Annotated in this window: 22 protein-coding genes and 1 tRNA gene; 9 read left to right on the top strand and 14 right to left on the bottom strand. The window is 28.6% G+C overall.

Annotation, left to right across the window (positions count from 1 at the left end; translation table 11 throughout):
- Positions 1-6: 6 nt before the first annotated feature.
- The 4 genes from ACTTA5_RS00400 to ACTTA5_RS00415 all read left to right on the top strand — a co-directional run bounded on the left by ACTTA5_RS00400 (position 7) and on the right by ACTTA5_RS00415 (position 3,922).
- Entirely contained in the window at positions 7-1,695 is a 1,689-nt protein-coding gene (locus tag ACTTA5_RS00400; RefSeq protein ID WP_440647026.1) for a tetratricopeptide repeat protein, read from the top strand.
- Positions 1,692-2,534, top strand: a complete 843-nt coding sequence (locus tag ACTTA5_RS00405; protein ID WP_440647028.1) for a 4-(cytidine 5'-diphospho)-2-C-methyl-D-erythritol kinase — start codon at positions 1,692-1,694, stop codon at positions 2,532-2,534. The genes ACTTA5_RS00400 and ACTTA5_RS00405 overlap by 4 nt, the downstream gene beginning before the upstream one ends.
- A gap of 34 nt (positions 2,535-2,568) precedes the next feature.
- Positions 2,569-2,642: transfer RNA gene (locus tag ACTTA5_RS00410), tRNA-Gln, on the top strand.
- A gap of 5 nt (positions 2,643-2,647) precedes the next feature.
- Entirely contained in the window at positions 2,648-3,922 is a 1,275-nt protein-coding gene (locus ACTTA5_RS00415; RefSeq protein ID WP_440647030.1) for a CCA tRNA nucleotidyltransferase, read from the top strand.
- Here the strand turns inward: ACTTA5_RS00415 and greA are convergent.
- From greA to ACTTA5_RS00430, 3 genes are read right to left on the bottom strand one after another with little or no spacing between them, the layout of a single operon-like run.
- The gene (gene greA / locus ACTTA5_RS00420) at positions 3,919-4,395 is read right to left on the bottom strand and encodes a transcription elongation factor GreA (protein WP_075506396.1); all 477 of its coding nucleotides are present in this window, start codon (positions 4,393-4,395) and stop codon (positions 3,919-3,921) included. The genes ACTTA5_RS00415 and greA overlap by 4 nt on opposite strands.
- A gap of 4 nt (positions 4,396-4,399) precedes the next feature.
- Positions 4,400-5,227 (bottom strand): oxygen-dependent coproporphyrinogen oxidase, encoded by an 828-nt coding sequence (gene hemF / locus ACTTA5_RS00425; RefSeq protein WP_440647032.1) that lies wholly within the window; start codon positions 5,225-5,227, stop codon positions 4,400-4,402.
- A gap of 1 nt (position 5,228) precedes the next feature.
- A complete protein-coding gene (locus ACTTA5_RS00430) occupies positions 5,229-5,687 on the bottom strand; it encodes a tRNA (cytidine(34)-2'-O)-methyltransferase (RefSeq protein ID WP_440647034.1) in 459 nt (152 codons plus the stop codon).
- A 91-nt stretch (positions 5,688-5,778) separates the two neighbouring features.
- On the opposite strand from ACTTA5_RS00430, the gene petA reads away from it, so the two are divergent.
- From petA to ACTTA5_RS00445, 3 genes are read left to right on the top strand one after another with little or no spacing between them, the layout of a single operon-like run.
- The gene (gene petA, locus ACTTA5_RS00435; protein ID WP_440647036.1) at positions 5,779-6,291 is read left to right on the top strand and encodes a ubiquinol-cytochrome c reductase iron-sulfur subunit; all 513 of its coding nucleotides are present in this window, start codon (positions 5,779-5,781) and stop codon (positions 6,289-6,291) included.
- Positions 6,292-6,298: 7 nt separating this feature from the next.
- Positions 6,299-7,561: a cytochrome b gene (locus ACTTA5_RS00440; protein ID WP_440647038.1), complete on the top strand. Its 1,263-nt coding sequence runs from the start codon at positions 6,299-6,301 to the stop codon at positions 7,559-7,561.
- Positions 7,562-7,583: 22 nt separating this feature from the next.
- A complete protein-coding gene (locus ACTTA5_RS00445; protein WP_440647128.1) occupies positions 7,584-8,342 on the top strand; it encodes a cytochrome c1 in 759 nt (252 codons plus the stop codon).
- Here ACTTA5_RS00445 and ychF read toward each other — a convergent pair.
- From ychF to lgt, 7 genes are read right to left on the bottom strand one after another with little or no spacing between them, the layout of a single operon-like run.
- Positions 8,319-9,392, bottom strand: a complete 1,074-nt coding sequence (gene ychF, locus ACTTA5_RS00450) for a redox-regulated ATPase YchF (RefSeq protein ID WP_440647040.1) — start codon at positions 9,390-9,392, stop codon at positions 8,319-8,321. The two genes, ACTTA5_RS00445 and ychF, sit on opposite strands and share 24 nt — an antisense overlap.
- A complete protein-coding gene (pth, locus tag ACTTA5_RS00455) occupies positions 9,392-9,952 on the bottom strand; it encodes an aminoacyl-tRNA hydrolase (RefSeq protein ID WP_440647042.1) in 561 nt (186 codons plus the stop codon). The genes ychF and pth overlap by 1 nt, the downstream gene beginning before the upstream one ends.
- Before the next feature lie 40 nt (positions 9,953-9,992).
- Entirely contained in the window at positions 9,993-10,679 is a 687-nt protein-coding gene (locus ACTTA5_RS00460; protein ID WP_440647044.1) for a 50S ribosomal protein L25/general stress protein Ctc, read from the bottom strand.
- Positions 10,680-10,724: 45 nt separating this feature from the next.
- Positions 10,725-11,657 carry a ribose-phosphate pyrophosphokinase gene (locus tag ACTTA5_RS00465; RefSeq protein ID WP_440618924.1) on the bottom strand — a complete coding sequence of 311 codons (933 nt, stop codon included), beginning with the start codon at positions 11,655-11,657 and terminating at the stop codon, positions 10,725-10,727.
- 9 nt (positions 11,658-11,666) lie between these two features.
- Entirely contained in the window at positions 11,667-12,425 is a 759-nt protein-coding gene (gene pgeF, locus ACTTA5_RS00470; protein WP_440647046.1) for a peptidoglycan editing factor PgeF, read from the bottom strand.
- Positions 12,418-13,467 (bottom strand): SAM-dependent methyltransferase, encoded by a 1,050-nt coding sequence (locus tag ACTTA5_RS00475; RefSeq protein ID WP_440647048.1) that lies wholly within the window; start codon positions 13,465-13,467, stop codon positions 12,418-12,420. Before ACTTA5_RS00475 ends, pgeF begins: the two co-directional genes overlap by 8 nt.
- The gene (gene lgt, locus ACTTA5_RS00480; protein ID WP_440647050.1) at positions 13,451-14,230 is read right to left on the bottom strand and encodes a prolipoprotein diacylglyceryl transferase; all 780 of its coding nucleotides are present in this window, start codon (positions 14,228-14,230) and stop codon (positions 13,451-13,453) included. Before lgt ends, ACTTA5_RS00475 begins: the two co-directional genes overlap by 17 nt.
- A 32-nt stretch (positions 14,231-14,262) precedes the next feature.
- On the opposite strand from lgt, the gene ACTTA5_RS00485 reads away from it, so the two are divergent.
- Positions 14,263-14,514: a hypothetical protein gene (locus ACTTA5_RS00485; RefSeq protein WP_075506383.1), complete on the top strand. Its 252-nt coding sequence runs from the start codon at positions 14,263-14,265 to the stop codon at positions 14,512-14,514.
- On the opposite strand, the gene ACTTA5_RS00490 is transcribed toward ACTTA5_RS00485, so the two are convergent.
- The 3 genes from ACTTA5_RS00490 to ACTTA5_RS00500 are packed head-to-tail and all read right to left on the bottom strand — an operon-like array spanning position 14,492 to position 16,899.
- The gene (locus ACTTA5_RS00490; protein WP_440647052.1) at positions 14,492-15,811 is read right to left on the bottom strand and encodes an ATP-binding protein; all 1,320 of its coding nucleotides are present in this window, start codon (positions 15,809-15,811) and stop codon (positions 14,492-14,494) included. The two genes, ACTTA5_RS00485 and ACTTA5_RS00490, sit on opposite strands and share 23 nt — an antisense overlap.
- Positions 15,792-16,469, bottom strand: coding sequence for a response regulator (locus tag ACTTA5_RS00495; protein WP_440613806.1), 678 nt, complete (start codon positions 16,467-16,469; stop codon positions 15,792-15,794). Before ACTTA5_RS00495 ends, ACTTA5_RS00490 begins: the two co-directional genes overlap by 20 nt.
- On the bottom strand, positions 16,462-16,899 hold the full coding sequence (locus tag ACTTA5_RS00500) for a MarR family winged helix-turn-helix transcriptional regulator (RefSeq protein ID WP_428080895.1): 438 nt from the start codon (positions 16,897-16,899) through the stop codon (positions 16,462-16,464). The genes ACTTA5_RS00495 and ACTTA5_RS00500 overlap by 8 nt, the downstream gene beginning before the upstream one ends.
- Before the next feature lie 72 nt (positions 16,900-16,971).
- Here ACTTA5_RS00500 and ACTTA5_RS00505 point away from each other — a divergent pair, with 72 nt between their 5' ends.
- Positions 16,972-17,853, top strand: a complete 882-nt coding sequence (locus ACTTA5_RS00505; protein ID WP_440647054.1) for a branched-chain amino acid aminotransferase — start codon at positions 16,972-16,974, stop codon at positions 17,851-17,853.
- Here the strand turns inward: ACTTA5_RS00505 and pgsA are convergent.
- Entirely contained in the window at positions 17,850-18,434 is a 585-nt protein-coding gene (gene pgsA / locus ACTTA5_RS00510; protein WP_440613807.1) for a CDP-diacylglycerol--glycerol-3-phosphate 3-phosphatidyltransferase, read from the bottom strand. The two genes, ACTTA5_RS00505 and pgsA, sit on opposite strands and share 4 nt — an antisense overlap.

Genomic DNA, 18,434 nt, shown 5'->3' on the forward strand with positions numbered 1-18,434 from the left:
GATTAAATGATATCTAAAATATTTAAAATCATATTATTATTAGTGTTATTCTATCAGACGCCCGTTTATTCTAAAAGTACAAGTTTTAATGATTTCAACTCAAGAGATTTATCTAATTATTTTTCAGGTATTATAGCTTATGAAAATAGAGATAATTCAGAAGCTCTAAAATATTTCAATTTAAGTAAAGTTTTACTAAACAGCCATGACAATTATTTAAAAAGATACGTTAATTCTCTTGTATTGGAAAACAAAGTAGCGCAAGCAATAAATGTTATAAAAAATAACTCAAAAAAAAGTAACTCTGATTTTTTTGATGCATATGTTTTATTAATAATTGATAGTTTGAAAAAAAATGATTTTGATAAAGCTGATATTTACTTAGATCAAAGTTTAAGATTTCAGGAAGAAAATAGAATTAATCTAGTAATTTTTGAGACTTTAAAGCAGTACATTTACACTTTTAAAAATAAAAAACTTTTACCTAATATGAAAAATTTTGGAAACTTATCATTAATAGCTGAGGCATTTCAAAGATGTCATTATAATGATCAAAGAACCAGCTCTTTCTTTTTAAATTTAATCAACAGTCAACAAGGTGATTATTCAAGATATATATTTTTTTATATAAATTATCTTATTCAGAATAAGAAGTTTGATCAGGCAAAGTCAGTAATTGATCAAATTGATTATATTGGCTCAACACTTTTGTTAACTCAAACCAAAAGCTGGATAGATAATAATAAGTTTAAAAGTTTTGAAAAAATTTTCTCATGTGGAAACCACAATGATATAATTAGTGAATTTTTATTTTTGATATCAAATCTTTATTCATCACAAGATAATTTTGAAAAATCAAATTTTTATTTAAATTTATCAATATACTTAAATCCTAAATTTGAATTTAATTTATCCCTTGTTGCAGAAAATTTCTTTGCAGATGGTGAATACAACAAGGTAAAAAAAATAGTAAGAAAATTTAAAGAGACTGATGAGTTTTATTATTGGTTTAGAGTTAAAAAAGAAGCGCAAATAATAGTGAAAGAACAAAATTATGAAAAGGGCACAAGCTATATCGAGTCTAAATTTAAAAATATTGAAAAACCTAATCCAAAGATGATTTTTGATTTAGCGAATTTTTACAAAAACTCTAAAAATTATGAACTTGCAATTGATAATTATTCAAGATTAATCTCCTCACTAGAGGATACATCTGTAATTAAATCAGATATTTTATATCGAAGAGGTGGGAGTTACGAAAGATTAGGCAATTATGAGAAGTCAGATGAAGATTTACTTCATGCATTAAGAATAAGACCTAATGATGCATATGTCCTAAATTATCTTGCTTATTCTTGGTTAGAACGTGATTACAAAATAGATGAAGCGATGGAAATGTTAAAAATAGCATATGATTTAAAAAGTAATGATCCCTATATTATTGACTCAATTGGTTGGGCATATTTCTTGATAGAGGAATATAAAGAAGCAGAAAAATATTTAAAAAGAGCTGTAGAATTAATGCCTGATGACCCAATAGTAAATGATCATTATGGAGATATATTGTGGAAGCTAGATCAAAAAATTCAGGCGAGATATTTTTGGAATAGTGTGTTGAGCTTTGATGATACTGAAGATGATATGAGAGAAAATATAAACAAAAAATTGATTACTGGCTTTAAATCTATTCAATGAAATTAAATTTAAAGTCTCATGCTAAAATCAATTTAGCTCTCAATGTAACAGGAAAAAATAAATCATTACATAAAATTGAAAGCATCATTAGTTTTATTGATTTGTATGATATTATTTCAATAAAAAAAAAAGGAGGTGAAAAACATAATATTTCTTTTCAAGGGAAATTTGCGAAAGGTATTGGAAAAAAAAATACTGTTCAAAAACTCTTTCAAATACTAGATCGAGAAAAATTATTGCTAAATCAAAAATTTAGAGTTTCTATAACAAAGAATATTCCTCAAAAAGCAGGACTTGGTGGTGGTTCTATTAATGCTGCGAGTATTTTAAATTTTTTAAATAAAAAAAAGGTAATTAAAATTAGTGAAAAGAACATTTTGGAGGTTTGCTCTGAAATAGGGTCTGATGTTATTTTAGGTATAGACCCATCTAGCTCAGTTTTACTTTCAAACAATAAAATCAAAAAATTTTTTAATTGTCCGACTCTAAATATGCTTTTAATAAAGCCCAATTTTGGTTGTGCGACAAAAAAAATTTATTCTAACGTTACAAATTTTACAAAACCAAAATTTAATAATCCTAAAAAAAATATGTTTGGTTATAAATTTTTAAAAAATCAAAGTAATACTTTAGAAGATGTTGCAATTTCAAAATATCCACAAATAAAAAAGATTAAGTTATTTTTAGAAAAGACTAATAATCCTGAGTTTGTAAGAATGACTGGGTCTGGATCTACAGTTATTGCATACTATAAATCAGTCAAAGACTGTAATTCAGCAAAAGTTCAATTTAAGAGGAAATTTAAAAATTGTTGGTTGTATGTATCAAAAACTATATAAATTTATTTTTTTTGTGTTATAGGAACTATAATATTGGGGCGTAGCCAAGCGGTAAGGCACGGGTTTTTGGTACCTGCATCCTAGGTTCGAATCCTAGCGCCCCAGCCATATATATGGATAAATTTTTAGATAAAATTTTTTTTAGGTCCAAAAATCTTAATTATATAAGTAAAAATATAAAAAACATATCCCAGAACACTCCTGCAAAAAAAGTTTTTGAAGCAATTAACAATTATTCTGAAAATAGTGAATTAAGATTTGTTGGAGGATGTATTAGAAAAATTATAAATCGAGAAGAAGTAGATGACATTGATTTAGCAACTAACATTACACCAGATGAAGTTTGTGACGCACTAAATAAACATCAAATTAAATTTTTTGAGTCAGGTAAAGAACACGGCACGATCACTGCAGTAATAAATGAAAAAAACTATGAAATTACTTCACTTAGAAAAGACGTTGCTACAGACGGGAGACATGCAAAAGTTGAATTTACTTCTGATTGGAAAGAAGATTCAAAAAGAAGAGATTTTACAATTAATGCTATTTACTCTGATAGTTTAGGTAATTTATTTGATCCACAAAATGGTAAGCTAGATTTAAATAAAGGTGTTTTAAAATTTATTGGAGATCCAGAAAAAAGAATTCAAGAGGATTATTTAAGAATATTAAGATATTTTCGTTTTCATATTAATTACTCAACTGAAAATCATAAAACAGAGATAATTAAAATATTTAAAAAAAATATCAAAGGTATTTCGAACTTATCTGCTGAAAGATTATTAGATGAATTTAAAAAGACAGTTAAATCAAAAAATTTTCTCAAATTATTTGAAGATCAACAGAGTTTAGAAATATTAGAAATAGTATTTCCACAATTTAAAAATATTAATCATTTTAAGAAGCTGAATTCATTCAGTTCTAAAGCTATCAGTAGCTTTGACTTTATTTTTGTAATTGCATTGCTGATTATTGATGAAACAGACAATACTGATTATTTCATTTATAAATTTAAAATCTCAAAAAAAGATCAAAAGAGGCTTAAATTAATTCATTATTTTTTCAAAGAAAAAGTGAGTATTAAAAGTTTTACAGAAAAAAACTTTAATAAAATATTTTACTATAATGGTAGACAAACTGTAATTGATTTAATTAATTTTAAATTGTTCTATTCAAGTAAGGTGGAGAATAAATTATTAAAACTACTTAAAATTTACGAAAATAAAACATTGCCTGAATTAAAAATTGGAGCAAATATTTTAATGTCTAAGTATAAAATCCCTGAGGGTAAAATTTTAGGTAATAAGTTAAAACTTATAGAAGAAACCTGGGTTCAAAATGGATTTCAAATTTCAGATAAACAGGTTGAAAAAATTGCAAAGAGTTAAATATATTTAACGTCTTTAATTTCAAAATTCTTTATCCCAGAAGGGGTACTTATTTCTACAAGATCACTTTTATTTTTACCTATTAATCCTTTTCCAATTGGGGACTGAAAGAAAATTAATTTTTGTTTTAAGTCAGCTTCATCTTTTCCAACAATTTTATAATTTATTTTTTCCCCACTATCTAAGTCTTCTAGATATACAGTTGATCCAAAAATTACTTTACCCTCATTATTTAATTTAGTTACATCAATTACGTTAGCTCTGGCTATTATGTCGTTTATTTCAGTAATCCTACCTTCATTATGAGATTGTTCTTCCTTTGCAGCATGATATTCGGCATTTTCTTTTAGATCTCCATGCGATCTTGCTTCAGCAATTGCGGCAACTATCTCAGGTCTTTTCTTTTCTTTTAAAAAAATAAGTTCTTCCTCTAATTTTTTTAAACCATTTAAAGTAATAGGTTCTTTTTCCATTTTTTTATTTCCACTTAGCTAAAGGAGGTAATGACATTAAAATTCCTTCAACATTACCACCAGTTTGTAATCCAAATTTAGTTCCTCTGTCATACAGTAAATTAAATTCTGCGTAACGACCTCTTTTAATATACTGCTTCTCTTTTTCTTTTAAAGACCATTTTTTGTTAATTTTTTTTCTAATAATTTCATTAAAAATCATTTGAAAAGTAATACCAACATCTCTTACAAATTTAAAATCTTTTTCGAAATTATCATCTTTATAATCAAAAAAAATTCCCCCAATTCCTCTAGCTTCTTTTCTGTGGGGTAAATAAAAATATTCATCACACCATTTTTTATATTTTTTATAATAATTTTTATTATGTTGATCACACATTAACTTTAAAGTTTTATGAAATTTATTTTTTTCATTATCATCTTTGATGGCTGGAGTTACGTCCATTCCCCCTCCAAACCAGTTTTTTTGAGTACTGATATATCTTGTATTAAAATGCATAGCTGGAATGTGTGGATTTTGCATATGCATAACTATTGAAATTCCTGAGGCCCAAAATCTAGGATCTTTCTCAGCTCCTGGTATATTTTTTTGAAATTTTTTAGGAAATTTTCCATATACTTTTGAAAAATTTACTCCAACTTTTTCAAAAATTTTCCCATTTTTTAAAATTCTATATTCGCCACCACCTTCATCTTTTTTAGAGTTTCTTTTCCAAGATGTTGACTCAAATTTAATTTTGTTATTTTCCAATTCAATTATGTCATTACAAATTGCATTTTGTAATAATTTGAACCAATTGCTTGCTAGGTCTTTTTTAATTGAATTGTCCATATTACATCAAATTATTTTGTCTTAAACTTTCAGCTAAAACTATTGCAACTGAGGATGCTATATTTAGAGATCTCGCTTTTTCATTCATTGGAATTTTTAGACGATCACCAATTAGCTTATGAACCTTCTCAGGGACACCAGCGCTCTCTCTTCCAAATAGTATTGTGTCATCAGCTTTAAAATTAAATTTAGTATAATTTATAGAACCCTTCGTTGTCATTAAAACAATTCTTTGATTCTTTTTTTCTTCAAAAAAATGCTCTGCACTTTGGTAGAATTTAATTTTACTATAATCCATGTAGTCCATGACAACTCTTTTAAACCTTTTGTCAGATAATAAAAATCCACAAGGCTCAATTATTTCTAATTCTGCTCCTAAACAGGCACATGTTCTTATAATTGCAGCTGTATTCTGTGGAATATCTGGCTCGTATAGTGAAATTTTAGGTCTAGGTTTCATCTGTAATGTGTCATTCTTTCAGTAGAAAAATTACTGTTATCTTATAAGAAATCGTATATTAAATTAATTTTTTAACAAAAAACTATTTAAAATGTCAGATAAAAAGCCAAAAAAAAGAAGAGATTTTTTATTTACAGCGACCACAGCTGTGGGTGCAGTTGGAGCTGCAGCAGTAGTGTGGCCCATGGTAGATCAAATGAACCCAGATGCTTCAGTTAAAGCATTAGCAAGTACCGAGGTAGATGTAAGTTCAGTCCAACCTGGAAACACAATTACAGTTCTATGGAGAGGAAAACCAGTTTTTATTAGAAGAAGAACACAAGAAGAGATCGAAGAAGCAAGATCTGTTAAAATGGAAGAATTAATTCATCCAGAAAAAGATGAGGATAGAGCAAAAAATCCTGAATGGTTAGTCATGCTTGGAGTTTGTACTCATTTAGGATGTGTGCCTTTAAATGACAAAGGTGATTATAATGGATGGTTTTGTCCTTGTCACGGATCTCACTATGATACATCTGGAAGAATTAGAAAAGGACCAGCTCCTTGGAATATGGAAGTTCCAAAATATGAATTCGTAAATGCAAACACAATTAAAATAGGATAGTAAATTTATGAGTGATCACGATTATAGACCTAAATCTAAAGTTGGTCAGTGGTTTAACGATAGGTTACCGTTACTAACTCTTGCAAATCATTTAACGGATTATCCTACTCCAAAAAATTTAAATTACTGGTGGACATTTGGAGGAATTTTAACTTTTTGCTTAATCACACAAATTATAACAGGATTAACTTTAGCAATGCATTACATTGCTCATGCTGACATGGCATTTGAAAGTGTTGAACATATAATGAGAGATGTTAACTATGGATGGTTAATTAGATACATACATGCAAATGGTGCATCAATGTTTTTTCTTGCTGTATATATTCATATCTTTAGATCGTTATTTTATGGTTCTTATAAAGCACCACGAGAAATAATTTGGATTATTGGAATAGTAATTTATTTGTTAATGATGGCAGCTGCATTCATGGGATATGTTTTGCCTTGGGGACAAATGAGTTTCTGGGGAGCAACTGTTATCACAAACTTATTTAGTGCAATACCATTAGTAGGCGAGGGAATTGTAACATGGTTATGGGGTGGATACTCGGTTGACAATCCAACTTTGACAAGATTTTTTACTCTACATTACTTAATTCCATTCTTAATAGCAGGACTTGTAATTTTACATATATGGGCTCTGCATGTACCTGGAAATAATAATCCAGTTGGTATTGACATCAAAAAACCTTCTAAGGACACTGTACCATTCCATCCGTACATTGTTATTAAAGATGGTTTTGCATTATTAATGTTCATGATTGTTTTTGCATTTTTTGTTTTTTACACGCCTAATATTTTAGGTCACGCAGATAATTATATAGAGGCAAATCCTATGGTAACTCCAGCTCATATAGTTCCAGAATGGTATTTGTTACCTTTTTATGCAATCTTAAGATCGGTACCAGATAAACTGCTTGGAGTAGTTGCAATGCTATCTGCAATTTTAATACTTGCAGCTTTGCCTTGGTTAGATACTTCAAAAATTAGATCAGCAGTGTTTAGACCTTTATACAGACAATTCTATTGGATTTTAGTAGCTGATGTTTTAATTCTTGGTTACATAGGGGCTATGCCTGCAGAAGGTCTTTATTTGTTAATAGCAAGAGTAGCCACTGCATATTATTTCTTACATTTCTTGGTTATTCTCCCTATACTTGGATATAAAGAAAGAACATTACCTGTTCCACTAAGTATAACTGAACCTATTTTAGGTGGATCACCAAACTTAGCAGCTGCAAGACATAGAGAAAGTAAAATAAAATAAAGTGAAAAAGTTATTTAAATTAATTTTAATACTTTCATTTTTCTCTCTAAATAGCGTCCAAACATTTGCTGCAGAAAAGGTAGATTATCTTAAAACAGATTGGAGTTTTAAAGGACTTTTTGGTAAATTTGATAGGGCAGCTCTTCAAAGAGGATATCAAGTGTATACGGAAGTTTGTGCTTCTTGCCATTCGATGAAATATTTGAGCTATAGAAATTTATCAGAAGAGGGTGGACCAGAGTTTTCAGAAGCAGCTGCAAAAGCAATCGCCGCTTCTTTTGAAGTTACAGATGGACCAAACGCTGATGGTGAAATGTTTACTAGACCTGCAAAACTTTCGGATAAATTTGTAATGCCATACGAAAATGTAAAAGCCGCACAAGCAGCTAACGGAGGAGCTTATCCACCAGATATGTCTGTTTTAGTTAAAGCTAGAGGTGGTGGAGTTGATTATATTTATTCTTTACTTCAAGGCTATGAAGATCCACCAAGTGGAGTAACTTTGGATGATGGAGTTTATTACAACAAATATATGTATGGTAATAAGATCAGAATGGCAGCACCATTATCAGATGGAATTGTAGAGTACGGGGATGGTACTAATGCATCAGTTGAACAGATGTCAAAAGATGTAACAACATTTTTAATGTGGGCTGCGGAGCCTCACTTAGAAGCAAGACACCAAATGGGATTTAAAGCTATAGTATATTTGATTATTTTAACTATTTTAGTTTACTTTAGTATGAAGAAAATTTGGTCACGTGTTGAATCTGAAGTTTAATACATCTCCATCTTTAACAATATAATCTTTTCCTTCTAATCTCATTTTCCCATTTGCTTTAGAATTTACCCAGCCATCATTTGCTATAAAATCTTCATAAGAAATAGTTTCAGCTCGTATAAAGCCTTTTTCAAAATCAGTATGTATTTCGCCTGCTGCCTTAGGAGCTGTACAATTTTTTTTAATTGTCCATGCTCTTGTTTCTTCAGGACCCGATGTAAAATAAGTGTCTAGTTCTAGTATATTGTAACCTTTTTGAATTAACATATTTAATCCAGTTTCTTTTAAACCTATCATTTCCATATAATTTTTTTTCTCTTCAGCAGGTAGTTCATTAATTTGATTTTCAATATCAGCGGATACAATTAGTGTATTTTCATTGCCAAATTTTTCTATGAAATCATTTGTATATTTATTACCGTTCTGAACACTTTGTTCATCAACATTACAGACATATATTTTTGGTTTAATTGATAATAAACCGCTTTGATTTAATTGCTTGGTATCAAATTGTGTTTTTAGAACCGAAATATCTTTGTCATTATTTATGCAATCAAGAGCAATTTCTAAAATTTTAAGTTGTTCCTCATCTACATTTTTCTTGTTATTTTTTTCCAATCTTTTTTGAATACTTTCAAGATCTGCAAGCATCATTTCAGTTTCAATAATTTCCAAATCTCTCACTGGGTTTACGTCATGATTAACATTTTGGATATCATCTGAATCAAAACATCTAATCATATGAATTACTGCATCAACTTCCCTGATATGAGAAAGAAATTTATTTCCTAATCCTTCTCCTTTTGAAGCTCCTTTTACAAGACCAGCAATATCAACGAATGAAATTGTAGTATTAATTATTTTTTTAGAGTTGGAGACTTTTGATAATTTGGACAATCTTTCATCTGGTACGGGAACTACACCAACATTTGGATCAATTGTGCAAAATGGAAAATTAGCTGCTTGTGCTTTACTAGAATTTGTTAGTGCATTAAAAAGTGTAGACTTACCAACATTTGGCAAACCAACGATTCCACATTTAAAACTCATTATTTATTATTAACTGTACTTGAAAATAGATCTAATTTTTTTTCAATTAATATTGAAATTGACTCAGTAATATTATTTGTAATTTTTTCTAATCCAGCCATTTCATCTTCATCAAAGTTTTGAAGTACAAAATCACTTACTTCCATATTTTCTTTTGGTTTTCCAATACCAATTCTTACTCTAGAATAATCTTTACCAATAAATTTATCTATTGAAGCTATACCATTATGACCTGCACTAGATCCACCAAACTTAGCTTTTATTTTTCCAAATTCCACATCCAAATCATCATGAAAAACTATGACATCCTCGGCATCAATTTTAAAATATTCTATTAATTCTCTTATACAAATTCCTGAATTATTCATGAAAGTTAAAGGTTTAATTGCATATATTTTTTTGTCTCCAACATTTCCTGTTGTAAGCAAACCTTTAAATTTTGGTTTCTGTTTTGATAGGCCAAATTTTTTATTTATCGAGTCTATAATTTTAAAACCTACATTATGTCTATTATTTTCACTATCGGGCGTTGGGTTACCTAGTCCTACAAATAAAAGCATAAAAATTTTTTAATGGAAAACAAACTTCAGTATAAATAATTTATTTTTTTTCTTCAGCAGGCTTATCTTCGCCTTCAGCTGGTTTATCACCTTCAGCTGGTGCAGTAGCCTCGGCACCCGCTTCACCCTCTGCAGCTTCAGCTTCAGCTGGTTTTTCTGGCTCTTTCATTACAGTTGGAGCCGCAAGTGTTGCAATAACAAAATCCCTACCTTGAATAGTTGGTACAACTTCAGGATCTAGATTAATTGACGAAATTTTAAAACTTACTCCAATATCAATACCATCTAAATCAATTAAAAGATTGTCAGGTATTTTTTCACTTGGACATTTTAATTCAACTTTTCTTCTTACAATATTTAATACTCCACCTTTTTTTAATCCAGGTGATTTTTCATGATTAATAAATTTAACTGGAACCTCAATTCTAATTTTTAGACCAGGCACAACTCTTAAAAAATCAACATGTATAGGTTCGTCTGACAAGATGTGATATTTTACTTCTCTTGGAAGTACATTTTGTGGTTTACCGTTCACATTTAATGTAAGAATTGTAGATAAAAAATTTGAGTCTTCTAACATCGACTTTAGCAGTTTCTTAGATATAGAAACTTTTTCGTTTTGAGCTTCACCGCCGTAAATTATAGCCGGGACTTCTCCATTATCTCTAAGTGAGTTAAGCTCTCCTTTTGTTTTAGTATCTCTGATGTTAGCTTCTAAAGTATTCATAAAAACAAGGGTTTTTAGCTCAAGATCCTTAATAACACAAGGTAATTATTTAAATAAATCAGATACAGAAGTAGAATTTGATATTCTTTTAATTGCTTCACCCATTAGCCCTGAAATAGATAAAACTTCAATGTTTTTTGCACCTTTTATTTTGTCACTATTATCAATTGTGTCTGTAATTACTAAATTTTTGATAACAGAATTTTTAATTTTTTTGACCGCTTCACCACTAAGAACGCCGTGAGTAATATAAACGTAAACTTCTTTTGCACCTCTATCTTTTAGAGCTTTAGCTGCATTTACAATTGTTCCACCAGAGTCGATGATATCGTCTACAATTATACATGTTTTACCTTTTACATCCCCAATCACATTCATAACCTGAGATTGTCCTGGCTTAGGTCTTCTTTTATCTACTATAGCTAGACCAACATTTAAAAGTTTTCCAAGAGATCTTGCTCGCTCAGTACCACCCACATCTGGAGCAACACAAATCATATTTTTACTTTTAATTTTTTTCTTAACGTGTCTTGCAAAAATAGGAGTAGCAAACAAGTTATCTACTGGAATATCAAAAAATCCTTGAATTTGTCCTGCGTGCAAATCTACTGTTACAACACGATCTGCTCCTGCTTTTGTAATCAGGTTAGATACTAGTTTTGCTGAAATTGAGGTTCTTGGGACAACTTTTCTATCTTGTCTTGCATAACCAAAATATGGAATTACAGCAGTTATATTTTTGGCAGATGATCTTTTTAAAGCATCTATGCATAATAAAAGTTCCATTAAATTATCATTAGCTGGTGAAGAAACAGATTGAATAATAAAAATACTATTTCCTCTTATGTTTTCATTAATCTCAACATAAATTTCACCATCAGAAAAATTTCTAATACTTGAATTGACTAATTTAGATTTTAAATATTTAGCAATATTCTTACTAAGTGGTTTATTGCTATTTCCTGATAATAATTTCATGAAAAAAACCTAATTAAGCATAATTATTGAAATATTTCTACCATAATCAGCATGATTTAAACTTTTTGATCTTCTAGCACTAAAAAATTTATTTTTAGTATCGAATGTATCAACGTCAATTTTTTCTATTTTTTTCACACCAGACTTAAGAATTAATGATTTAACATAACTAGATAAGTTAAAATATAACTTTTCTTTACCCAATTTAAAAAATTTATGATTAGTTTTGTCTTTTCTTATAAATTTTTTATAAAAATCTTTTTGAACTTCATAATTTTTAACTGATATTGATGGACCTATAACTGCTGTAATATTTTTTATTTTAGACCCTCTCTTAACCATAAATTTAATCACTTTTGATATAATTCCCTTAAAGGCACCTTTCCATCCTGAATGAATTGCAGCTATCATTTTTCTCTGATTGTCAAAAATAAGTATTGGTACACAATCTGCAGTCAAAACCGCAATAGGTAAATTTACTTGGTCAGTAATAATTGCATCAGCCTTAGGTTTTATTTTTGATTTATACTTTTTGTCAATAAACACGAATTTATTACTATGAATTTGATTAAGTAAAAAAATATTTTTTGAGTTCTTAGAAATTTTTTTCCTGACAATATTTAAATTTTTTTTTACACTTGCACTATTGTCATTTGAACCTGGACCACAATTTAAACTTTTATAAATATTTTTTGATACACCACCGATGCTATTAAAAAAACCATGTTTGATAGCTTTATTTTTTGAAAGCTTTTTAGATTTAATCAATTTGAAAACCTGTTTTAAATTTATTGTTTTTAATTTTAATCAACATTACCTTAAACAACTCCCCCATTTGTTTCTCATCAATTAAACGTCTAATTCTATAAAATAGATCTGTTTTTTGTGAGAAGGCTATATTATTACTTACAATCTCGGCTCTCTGCAAAATTCCCATACTTGTTAAGAATTTTTTTTGATTAGTAATTAGATGATCTAGTTTTTCAAATTGATTAATATAATTGGCATATAAATTAAAATTTAAATTGTATGTAATATCAGAGTCGCCAATATCTTCTAATATGTTTGAAAATTTATGATCTTTTATTGCTTGAATAGTATTTTTTATTTTCAGATCTAAATATCCATAATCAATTATTAAAAGTCCACCATCTCTGTTCTCAATAATTTTACAAATTTTCTCTAGATACTTAAACGCTTCCGGAGAGTATTCAATAACATCTTGGTCCTTAGATATTTCAAATTTAAGTTTTTGCTCTATTGTTTTAATATCCACTTCTTTATCATTGAACTCAGCCTTTTTGTAAGTTTTTAAATTAACATACCTTTCAAACCAATTATTCTCCTTTTTAAAAAATTGCTTTATTGGAAGTGCATCAAAAAATTCGTTTGCAAGATAAATGCATGGAAATGTGTTATCGATTTCAACTTCATTTACCCAGATTATTTTTTCAGAATTTAAATTTTTTTTTTGTTCATCAATTAAATATGAGCTTTTTTCATGAATCATTAAATTACAGGAGTTAAAACAATCTGGAAAATTCTTTAATGTTTCAGATACAACTTTCATCATCTCTCCATTACCAGCGCCAAGTTCAATTAAGTTAAATTTTTTAGGTGAACCAATACTTTTCCAAAAAGTTATTACCCAAATCGCAATTATTTCTGAAAATAGTCTTGTGATGTTGGGAGATGTAATAAAATCACCTTCCTTTCCAAAGGGATTTTTTTTCATATAATAACCATTTTCTTTATCGTAAAGAGCGTGATTTATAAATTGATCTAGAGGTAAATTAGTCGACTTGTTCATTTTTTTTCAAAAAGAAAATAATTAATCCAATTATCAAAAAGATAAAACTTATTAACTGACCCATAGTTAAATTGAATATTAGGTATCCCAATTGATCATCTGGAACTCTAAAAAATTCAACAATAAATCTAAAGATTGAATAGAAAATTAAAAATAATCCAGAAATCAATCCAGCTATAGCAAAATTTCCTCTATTTCTAAAATAAAGTAAAATTAAAAATAGAATTATACCTTCTAATAATGCCTCATAAATTTGTGAGGGATGTCTTGGTTGATTATCTATTTGTATGAATGTAACTGCCCAAGGTAAATTAGTTATAGTTCCATAAAGTTCAGAATTTATAAAATTTGCAATTCTTCCAAAAAATATTCCAATAGGTGCAACTAGAGCGACGACGTCTAAATATAAAAACGCATCTTGATTATTTTTTTTTGCAAACAATATAGTTGCGATAACAATACCAATTACTCCTCCATGAAAAGACATGCCACCTTCCCATACTTTTAAAATATCTAATAGATTATTGATATAGAATTCAAAATTATAAAATAATACATAACCAATTCTTCCACCTAAAATAATTCCGATGATTAAGTACGTTATATAATCATCAAAGTTTTTATTTATTTCAGAATTCTTTAAGAACAGTTTTTTTGCTATTAGCCATCCAAATAAAATACCAGCTATATAAGCTAGAGAATACCATCTAATTTCTAAAGAAAATATTTCTATTGCTACTGGGTCAAAATTATTGATGAACATTTTAAATTATATCTATATTGTATATCTCAAATATGAAAAATTCTAAATTTATAATTGATAAATTTGCAAAACTACTAGAGCAGGGATTAATAACTTCAAAAGATTTATCATCTGAAATCTTAAATATATTTAAGTCAAAGAGAGATGAATTTGTTTTTAAAATGAAACTTACTAGCAAGGATGAATTTGAGATTCTTTCAAAGAGAGTAGAAAATTTAGAAAATAAAATTTCAAAATTAGAAACAAAAAAAAAGAAGAAAACTAGACCGGCAAAAAGATCTTAACTCTTAGCCCATTAAATTTTGATTTTTCCAGCATAATGTTTCCACCATGGGATTTGATAATATCAGACGCAATTGACAGTCCTAGACCAACACTAGATTTTGAATCATTTCTCCCTTTGTCCATCTTATAAAAAGGTTTAAACACGTTTTCATGTTCTTTTTTAGGTATCCCTGGACCGTCATCATCAATAATTATAAATAGGTTTGTATTTTTTTTGGTTAGGCTTATCTCAACTTTGTTTGCATATTTTAATCCGTTATCTATCAAATTATTTAAAGATCTATTGATAAGATTCTTTCTGCCATTAACGTAAATTCTAGGAATTAAATTGTGAGAAATGTTTTTATTATTATATTTTTTTATTATCTCTTCAATTAGCTCGGAAAGATTGAACATTTCATCTTTTTCAACATATGATGAACTTGTAAATTGCAGATACTCATTAAGCATTTTTTCCATTTCGTTGATATCATCTGTTAACTTATCAACTGCATCTTTATCTTTAAGAAAAGCTAATTGTAGCTTCATTCTTGTTAAAGGAGTTCTTAAATCATGACTAATACCTGATAACATTTCAGTTCTCTGATTAAGATGTCTTTCAATTCTCTTTCTCATTTTGTCAAATTCATGACCTGCTTGACGTATCTCGAGTGCTCCAGAGGGTTTAAATTCTTCTATGTCTTCTCCTTTTCCAAATCTTTCAGCAGCGCGAGCTAAATTTGTAATTGGCCTCGTTTGGTTCTTTAAAAATATTAGTGAAATAATAACCATTATAACTGCAGGAACTGTAATCCATAATGCAAATATTCTTGCAGAGGTACTAGTGACTCGATCTTTTGGAACTAAAAATTTAAAATATCCATCTTCATATTTTATTCTTAAATCAACTAGTTCTTTATAGTTTGTAGTATTAAACCAGAAGATCTCAGGAGAAAATTTAGACTTCAATTCTCTTCTTAAAGTTCGATCAATTGGACTAAACCATCTTTCTTTATTTTGATCACTTAGTTTTTCATTAACTACCAATTCAATATTTAAATCTAGAAACAATGAAAAAAGATTATTCACTTCTTGCTTATCATTTTCCTCATTTTGATAAGCTTCTATAAAAGTACTAATCTCATTAACCAGAGTTCTGGTCATACCTTTATTAGTTTTAATCCACAAACTATCAAAGAAAACAATGGTGATTATTAGTTGGATAGTAATTACAGGGACCGCAACAATTAAGAGCGCTCTATAAAATAATCTTTTTGGTAAAACTTTTTTTAAGAAATTACTCAATCCAGAGAACATATCCTGCACCTCTAATTGTTTGTAAAAACTTAGGACTTTTTTGGTCTATTTCAATTTTTTTTCTCAATCTAGTAATAATAACATCAATGGATCTTTCTTTATCCAAATTAATCAATTTTCCTATATCTTCTCTTGAAAATGTTTTTCCAGGACTATTAATCATTTTTTCTAAAATTGTCTTTTCGGTATTATTAATTTTAAATTCTTTTTGATCTCTAATAATTAAAAGTTTATTTAAGTCGATTTTAACATTTTCAAATTCAATAATTCTTTTTTGTTCAGTTTTTTTTGTCTTATCTAAAATGTTTTTTATTCTTAGAATTAATTCTTTAGGTTCAAATGGTTTGGGTAAATAATCATCCGCACCTACTTCAAGACCTTCTATTCTTTCCTTGGCTTCTCCTTTTGCTGTAAGAAGTATAATTGGAGTATCTAGATTTTTTTTATTTTCTTCTACAAATTCCAATCCATTCTTTCCGGGCATCATTATATCGAGCACAATTAGATCAAACTTTATTATTTTTATTTTATCAGAGGCATCTTCAGCACTGTCAGCTGTAGTTACTAAATAATTATTTTCGTTTAAAAATTTTTTGACCAATGATCTAATACCATCGTCGTCATCAACTACTAAAATATGTGCTAAAAAATTATCCATTAATTATTTTATTTAATACATTGTCAAAATTAACAACCTCTTCTGAAGTTGAATTTAAAAGAGCTGAATAAATTCTTTTTTTTTGTAAATTAAAAATTTCTTCAAATATTTTCTTTCCTTTTTCGTTTAAAAACACATGTTTAACCCTTGTATCCTGATCATTTTTCTTAAATATGACGATGTCTAACTTTATTAAATCTTTTAAAACTCTGTTAAGGCTCTGCTTAGTTACTTTTAATTTTTTAAGAAGATCTGAGATAGAGATACCTTCGTAAGATGAAATTAGGTGAATAACCTTATGGTGGGCCACACCAATTGAATATTTATCTAAAATTTTTTTAGAGTCAGAAAATGTCTCTCTGTAACTAACAAATAATTTTTCAATTAAACCCTTAAGTTGATCGTCTTTAAGATATAAAAGTTCTTTCATAATGGGTAAGTTATATTGACATATCAAAGATACAAAGATATTTTTCACTGATATTTTAAAATATTTTCACTAATGATACCGTACGATAAAAGATCTGGAAAAATTTGGTACAACGATGAACTTGTTGATTGGGGAGATGTAAAACTCCATGTATTAAGTCATGGTTTACATTATGCGAGTTGTGTTTTTGAAGGTGAAAGAGTTTATGATGGTTCTATTTTTAAATTAGAGGAACATACCTCAAGATTTTTTCATTCTGCTAGAAGAATGGGTTTTGAAATTCCTTATACTGAAGAGCAAATAAATACCGCTTCAAATAAAATTATTGCAACTCAAAATGTAGAAAACGGATATGTAAGACCGGTAGCTTGGAGAGGTACTGAAATGATGGCTATCTCAGCACAACAAACAAAAATTCATGTTGCGATTGCAACTTGGGAATGGGGATCTTACTTTGATCCGAAACTAAAAGTCGAAGGCATTAAATTAAATATTTCAAACTGGAGAAGACCAGCTCCTAATACTATTCCTTGGGACACTAAAGCATCAGGTTTATATATGATTTGTACATTGTCAAAACATGAGGCTGAAAAACAAGGTTACACCGATTCATTAATGTTAGATCATGAGGGTAATATTGCTGAAGCAACAGGGGCCAATGTATTTTTCAAAGATAAAAATGGAGAAATTCATACACCAGTCCCAGATTCATTTTTAGATGGGATCACAAGAAGAACTGTAATTGGAATTGCAAAATCAAAAAATATAAAAGTTCACGAAAGAAAAATTAGTCCAACGGAACTTTCAAATTTTGTAGGATGCTTTTTAACAGGAACTGCTGCTGAAGTTACACCTGTATCTTGTATTGCAGAAAATCAATTCAAAGTTTGTGATACCATAATCGATCTTAATGAAAGCTATCAAGCGCTGGTGAGAAAGAAAAAAGCAGCTTAATCTTTGTTATCTTCTGATATTGCGTGATCAATACCCTTTCGTAAATAATCATAACCTGTAAATAAAGTAAGCGCAGCTGATAACCATAAAAGAATAATTCCAATAGTTTGAGCATTATAATTTTCAAAGTTGATTATTTTATTTCCAGTATCTCCTGAAAGCAGTAGACCAATAGCAACCATTTGTAACACTGTTTTGAGTTTAGCAAGATTTGAAACTGGAAGTTTAATCTGACCTTTTGCTAAAAATTCTCGTAATCCTGAAATTAAAATTTCTCTAGTTAAGATTATTATGGCTGCAATAACTTCGTAATTTCTGATTGTTCCATCCATCACCAATAAAATTAGAGCTGTAGCGACTATAATTTTATCTGCAATAGGATCTAGTAATTCTCCCAATTTAGATTCTTGGCCTAACATTCTAGCTAACATGCCATCTAAGAAATCTGTAAATGAAGCAATTATAAATAAAATTAAAGCAGTTAAATCACCATAAAAACCTGGAAGATAAAATGCTAAAACAAAGAAGGGTACAATTATTATTCTCCCTATTGTCAGAATATTTGGAATTTTTTTTAACAT

Source organism: Candidatus Pelagibacter sp. HIMB1521 (assembly GCF_052047875.1).
Taxonomy (GTDB): domain Bacteria; phylum Pseudomonadota; class Alphaproteobacteria; order Pelagibacterales; family Pelagibacteraceae; genus Pelagibacter.

Excerpts from the sequence above, each read along its gene's own strand:
- ACTTA5_RS00400 (WP_440647026.1), top strand. The coding sequence starts at position 7 with ATGATATCTAAAATATTTAAAATCATATTATTATTAGTGTTATTCTAT.
- ACTTA5_RS00405 (WP_440647028.1), top strand. The coding sequence starts at position 1,692 with ATGAAATTAAATTTAAAGTCTCATGCTAAAATCAATTTAGCTCTCAAT.
- ACTTA5_RS00415 (WP_440647030.1), top strand. The coding sequence starts at position 2,648 with ATGGATAAATTTTTAGATAAAATTTTTTTTAGGTCCAAAAATCTTAAT.
- greA (WP_075506396.1), bottom strand. The coding sequence starts at position 4,395 with ATGGAAAAAGAACCTATTACTTTAAATGGTTTAAAAAAATTAGAGGAA.
- hemF (WP_440647032.1), bottom strand. The coding sequence starts at position 5,227 with ATGGACAATTCAATTAAAAAAGACCTAGCAAGCAATTGGTTCAAATTA.
- ACTTA5_RS00430 (WP_440647034.1), bottom strand. The coding sequence starts at position 5,687 with ATGAAACCTAGACCTAAAATTTCACTATACGAGCCAGATATTCCACAG.
- petA (WP_440647036.1), top strand. The coding sequence starts at position 5,779 with ATGTCAGATAAAAAGCCAAAAAAAAGAAGAGATTTTTTATTTACAGCG.
- ACTTA5_RS00440 (WP_440647038.1), top strand. The coding sequence starts at position 6,299 with ATGAGTGATCACGATTATAGACCTAAATCTAAAGTTGGTCAGTGGTTT.
- ychF (WP_440647040.1), bottom strand. The coding sequence starts at position 9,392 with ATGAGTTTTAAATGTGGAATCGTTGGTTTGCCAAATGTTGGTAAGTCT.
- pth (WP_440647042.1), bottom strand. The coding sequence starts at position 9,952 with ATGCTTTTATTTGTAGGACTAGGTAACCCAACGCCCGATAGTGAAAAT.
- ACTTA5_RS00460 (WP_440647044.1), bottom strand. The coding sequence starts at position 10,679 with ATGAATACTTTAGAAGCTAACATCAGAGATACTAAAACAAAAGGAGAG.
- ACTTA5_RS00465 (WP_440618924.1), bottom strand. The coding sequence starts at position 11,657 with ATGAAATTATTATCAGGAAATAGCAATAAACCACTTAGTAAGAATATT.
- ACTTA5_RS00475 (WP_440647048.1), bottom strand. The coding sequence starts at position 13,467 with ATGAACAAGTCGACTAATTTACCTCTAGATCAATTTATAAATCACGCT.
- lgt (WP_440647050.1), bottom strand. The coding sequence starts at position 14,230 with ATGTTCATCAATAATTTTGACCCAGTAGCAATAGAAATATTTTCTTTA.
- ACTTA5_RS00485 (WP_075506383.1), top strand. The coding sequence starts at position 14,263 with ATGAAAAATTCTAAATTTATAATTGATAAATTTGCAAAACTACTAGAG.
- ACTTA5_RS00490 (WP_440647052.1), bottom strand. The coding sequence starts at position 15,811 with ATGTTCTCTGGATTGAGTAATTTCTTAAAAAAAGTTTTACCAAAAAGA.
- ACTTA5_RS00495 (WP_440613806.1), bottom strand. The coding sequence starts at position 16,469 with ATGGATAATTTTTTAGCACATATTTTAGTAGTTGATGACGACGATGGT.
- ACTTA5_RS00500 (WP_428080895.1), bottom strand. The coding sequence starts at position 16,899 with ATGAAAGAACTTTTATATCTTAAAGACGATCAACTTAAGGGTTTAATT.
- ACTTA5_RS00505 (WP_440647054.1), top strand. The coding sequence starts at position 16,972 with ATGATACCGTACGATAAAAGATCTGGAAAAATTTGGTACAACGATGAA.
- pgsA (WP_440613807.1), bottom strand. The coding sequence starts at position 18,434 with ATGTTAAAAAAAATTCCAAATATTCTGACAATAGGGAGAATAATAATT.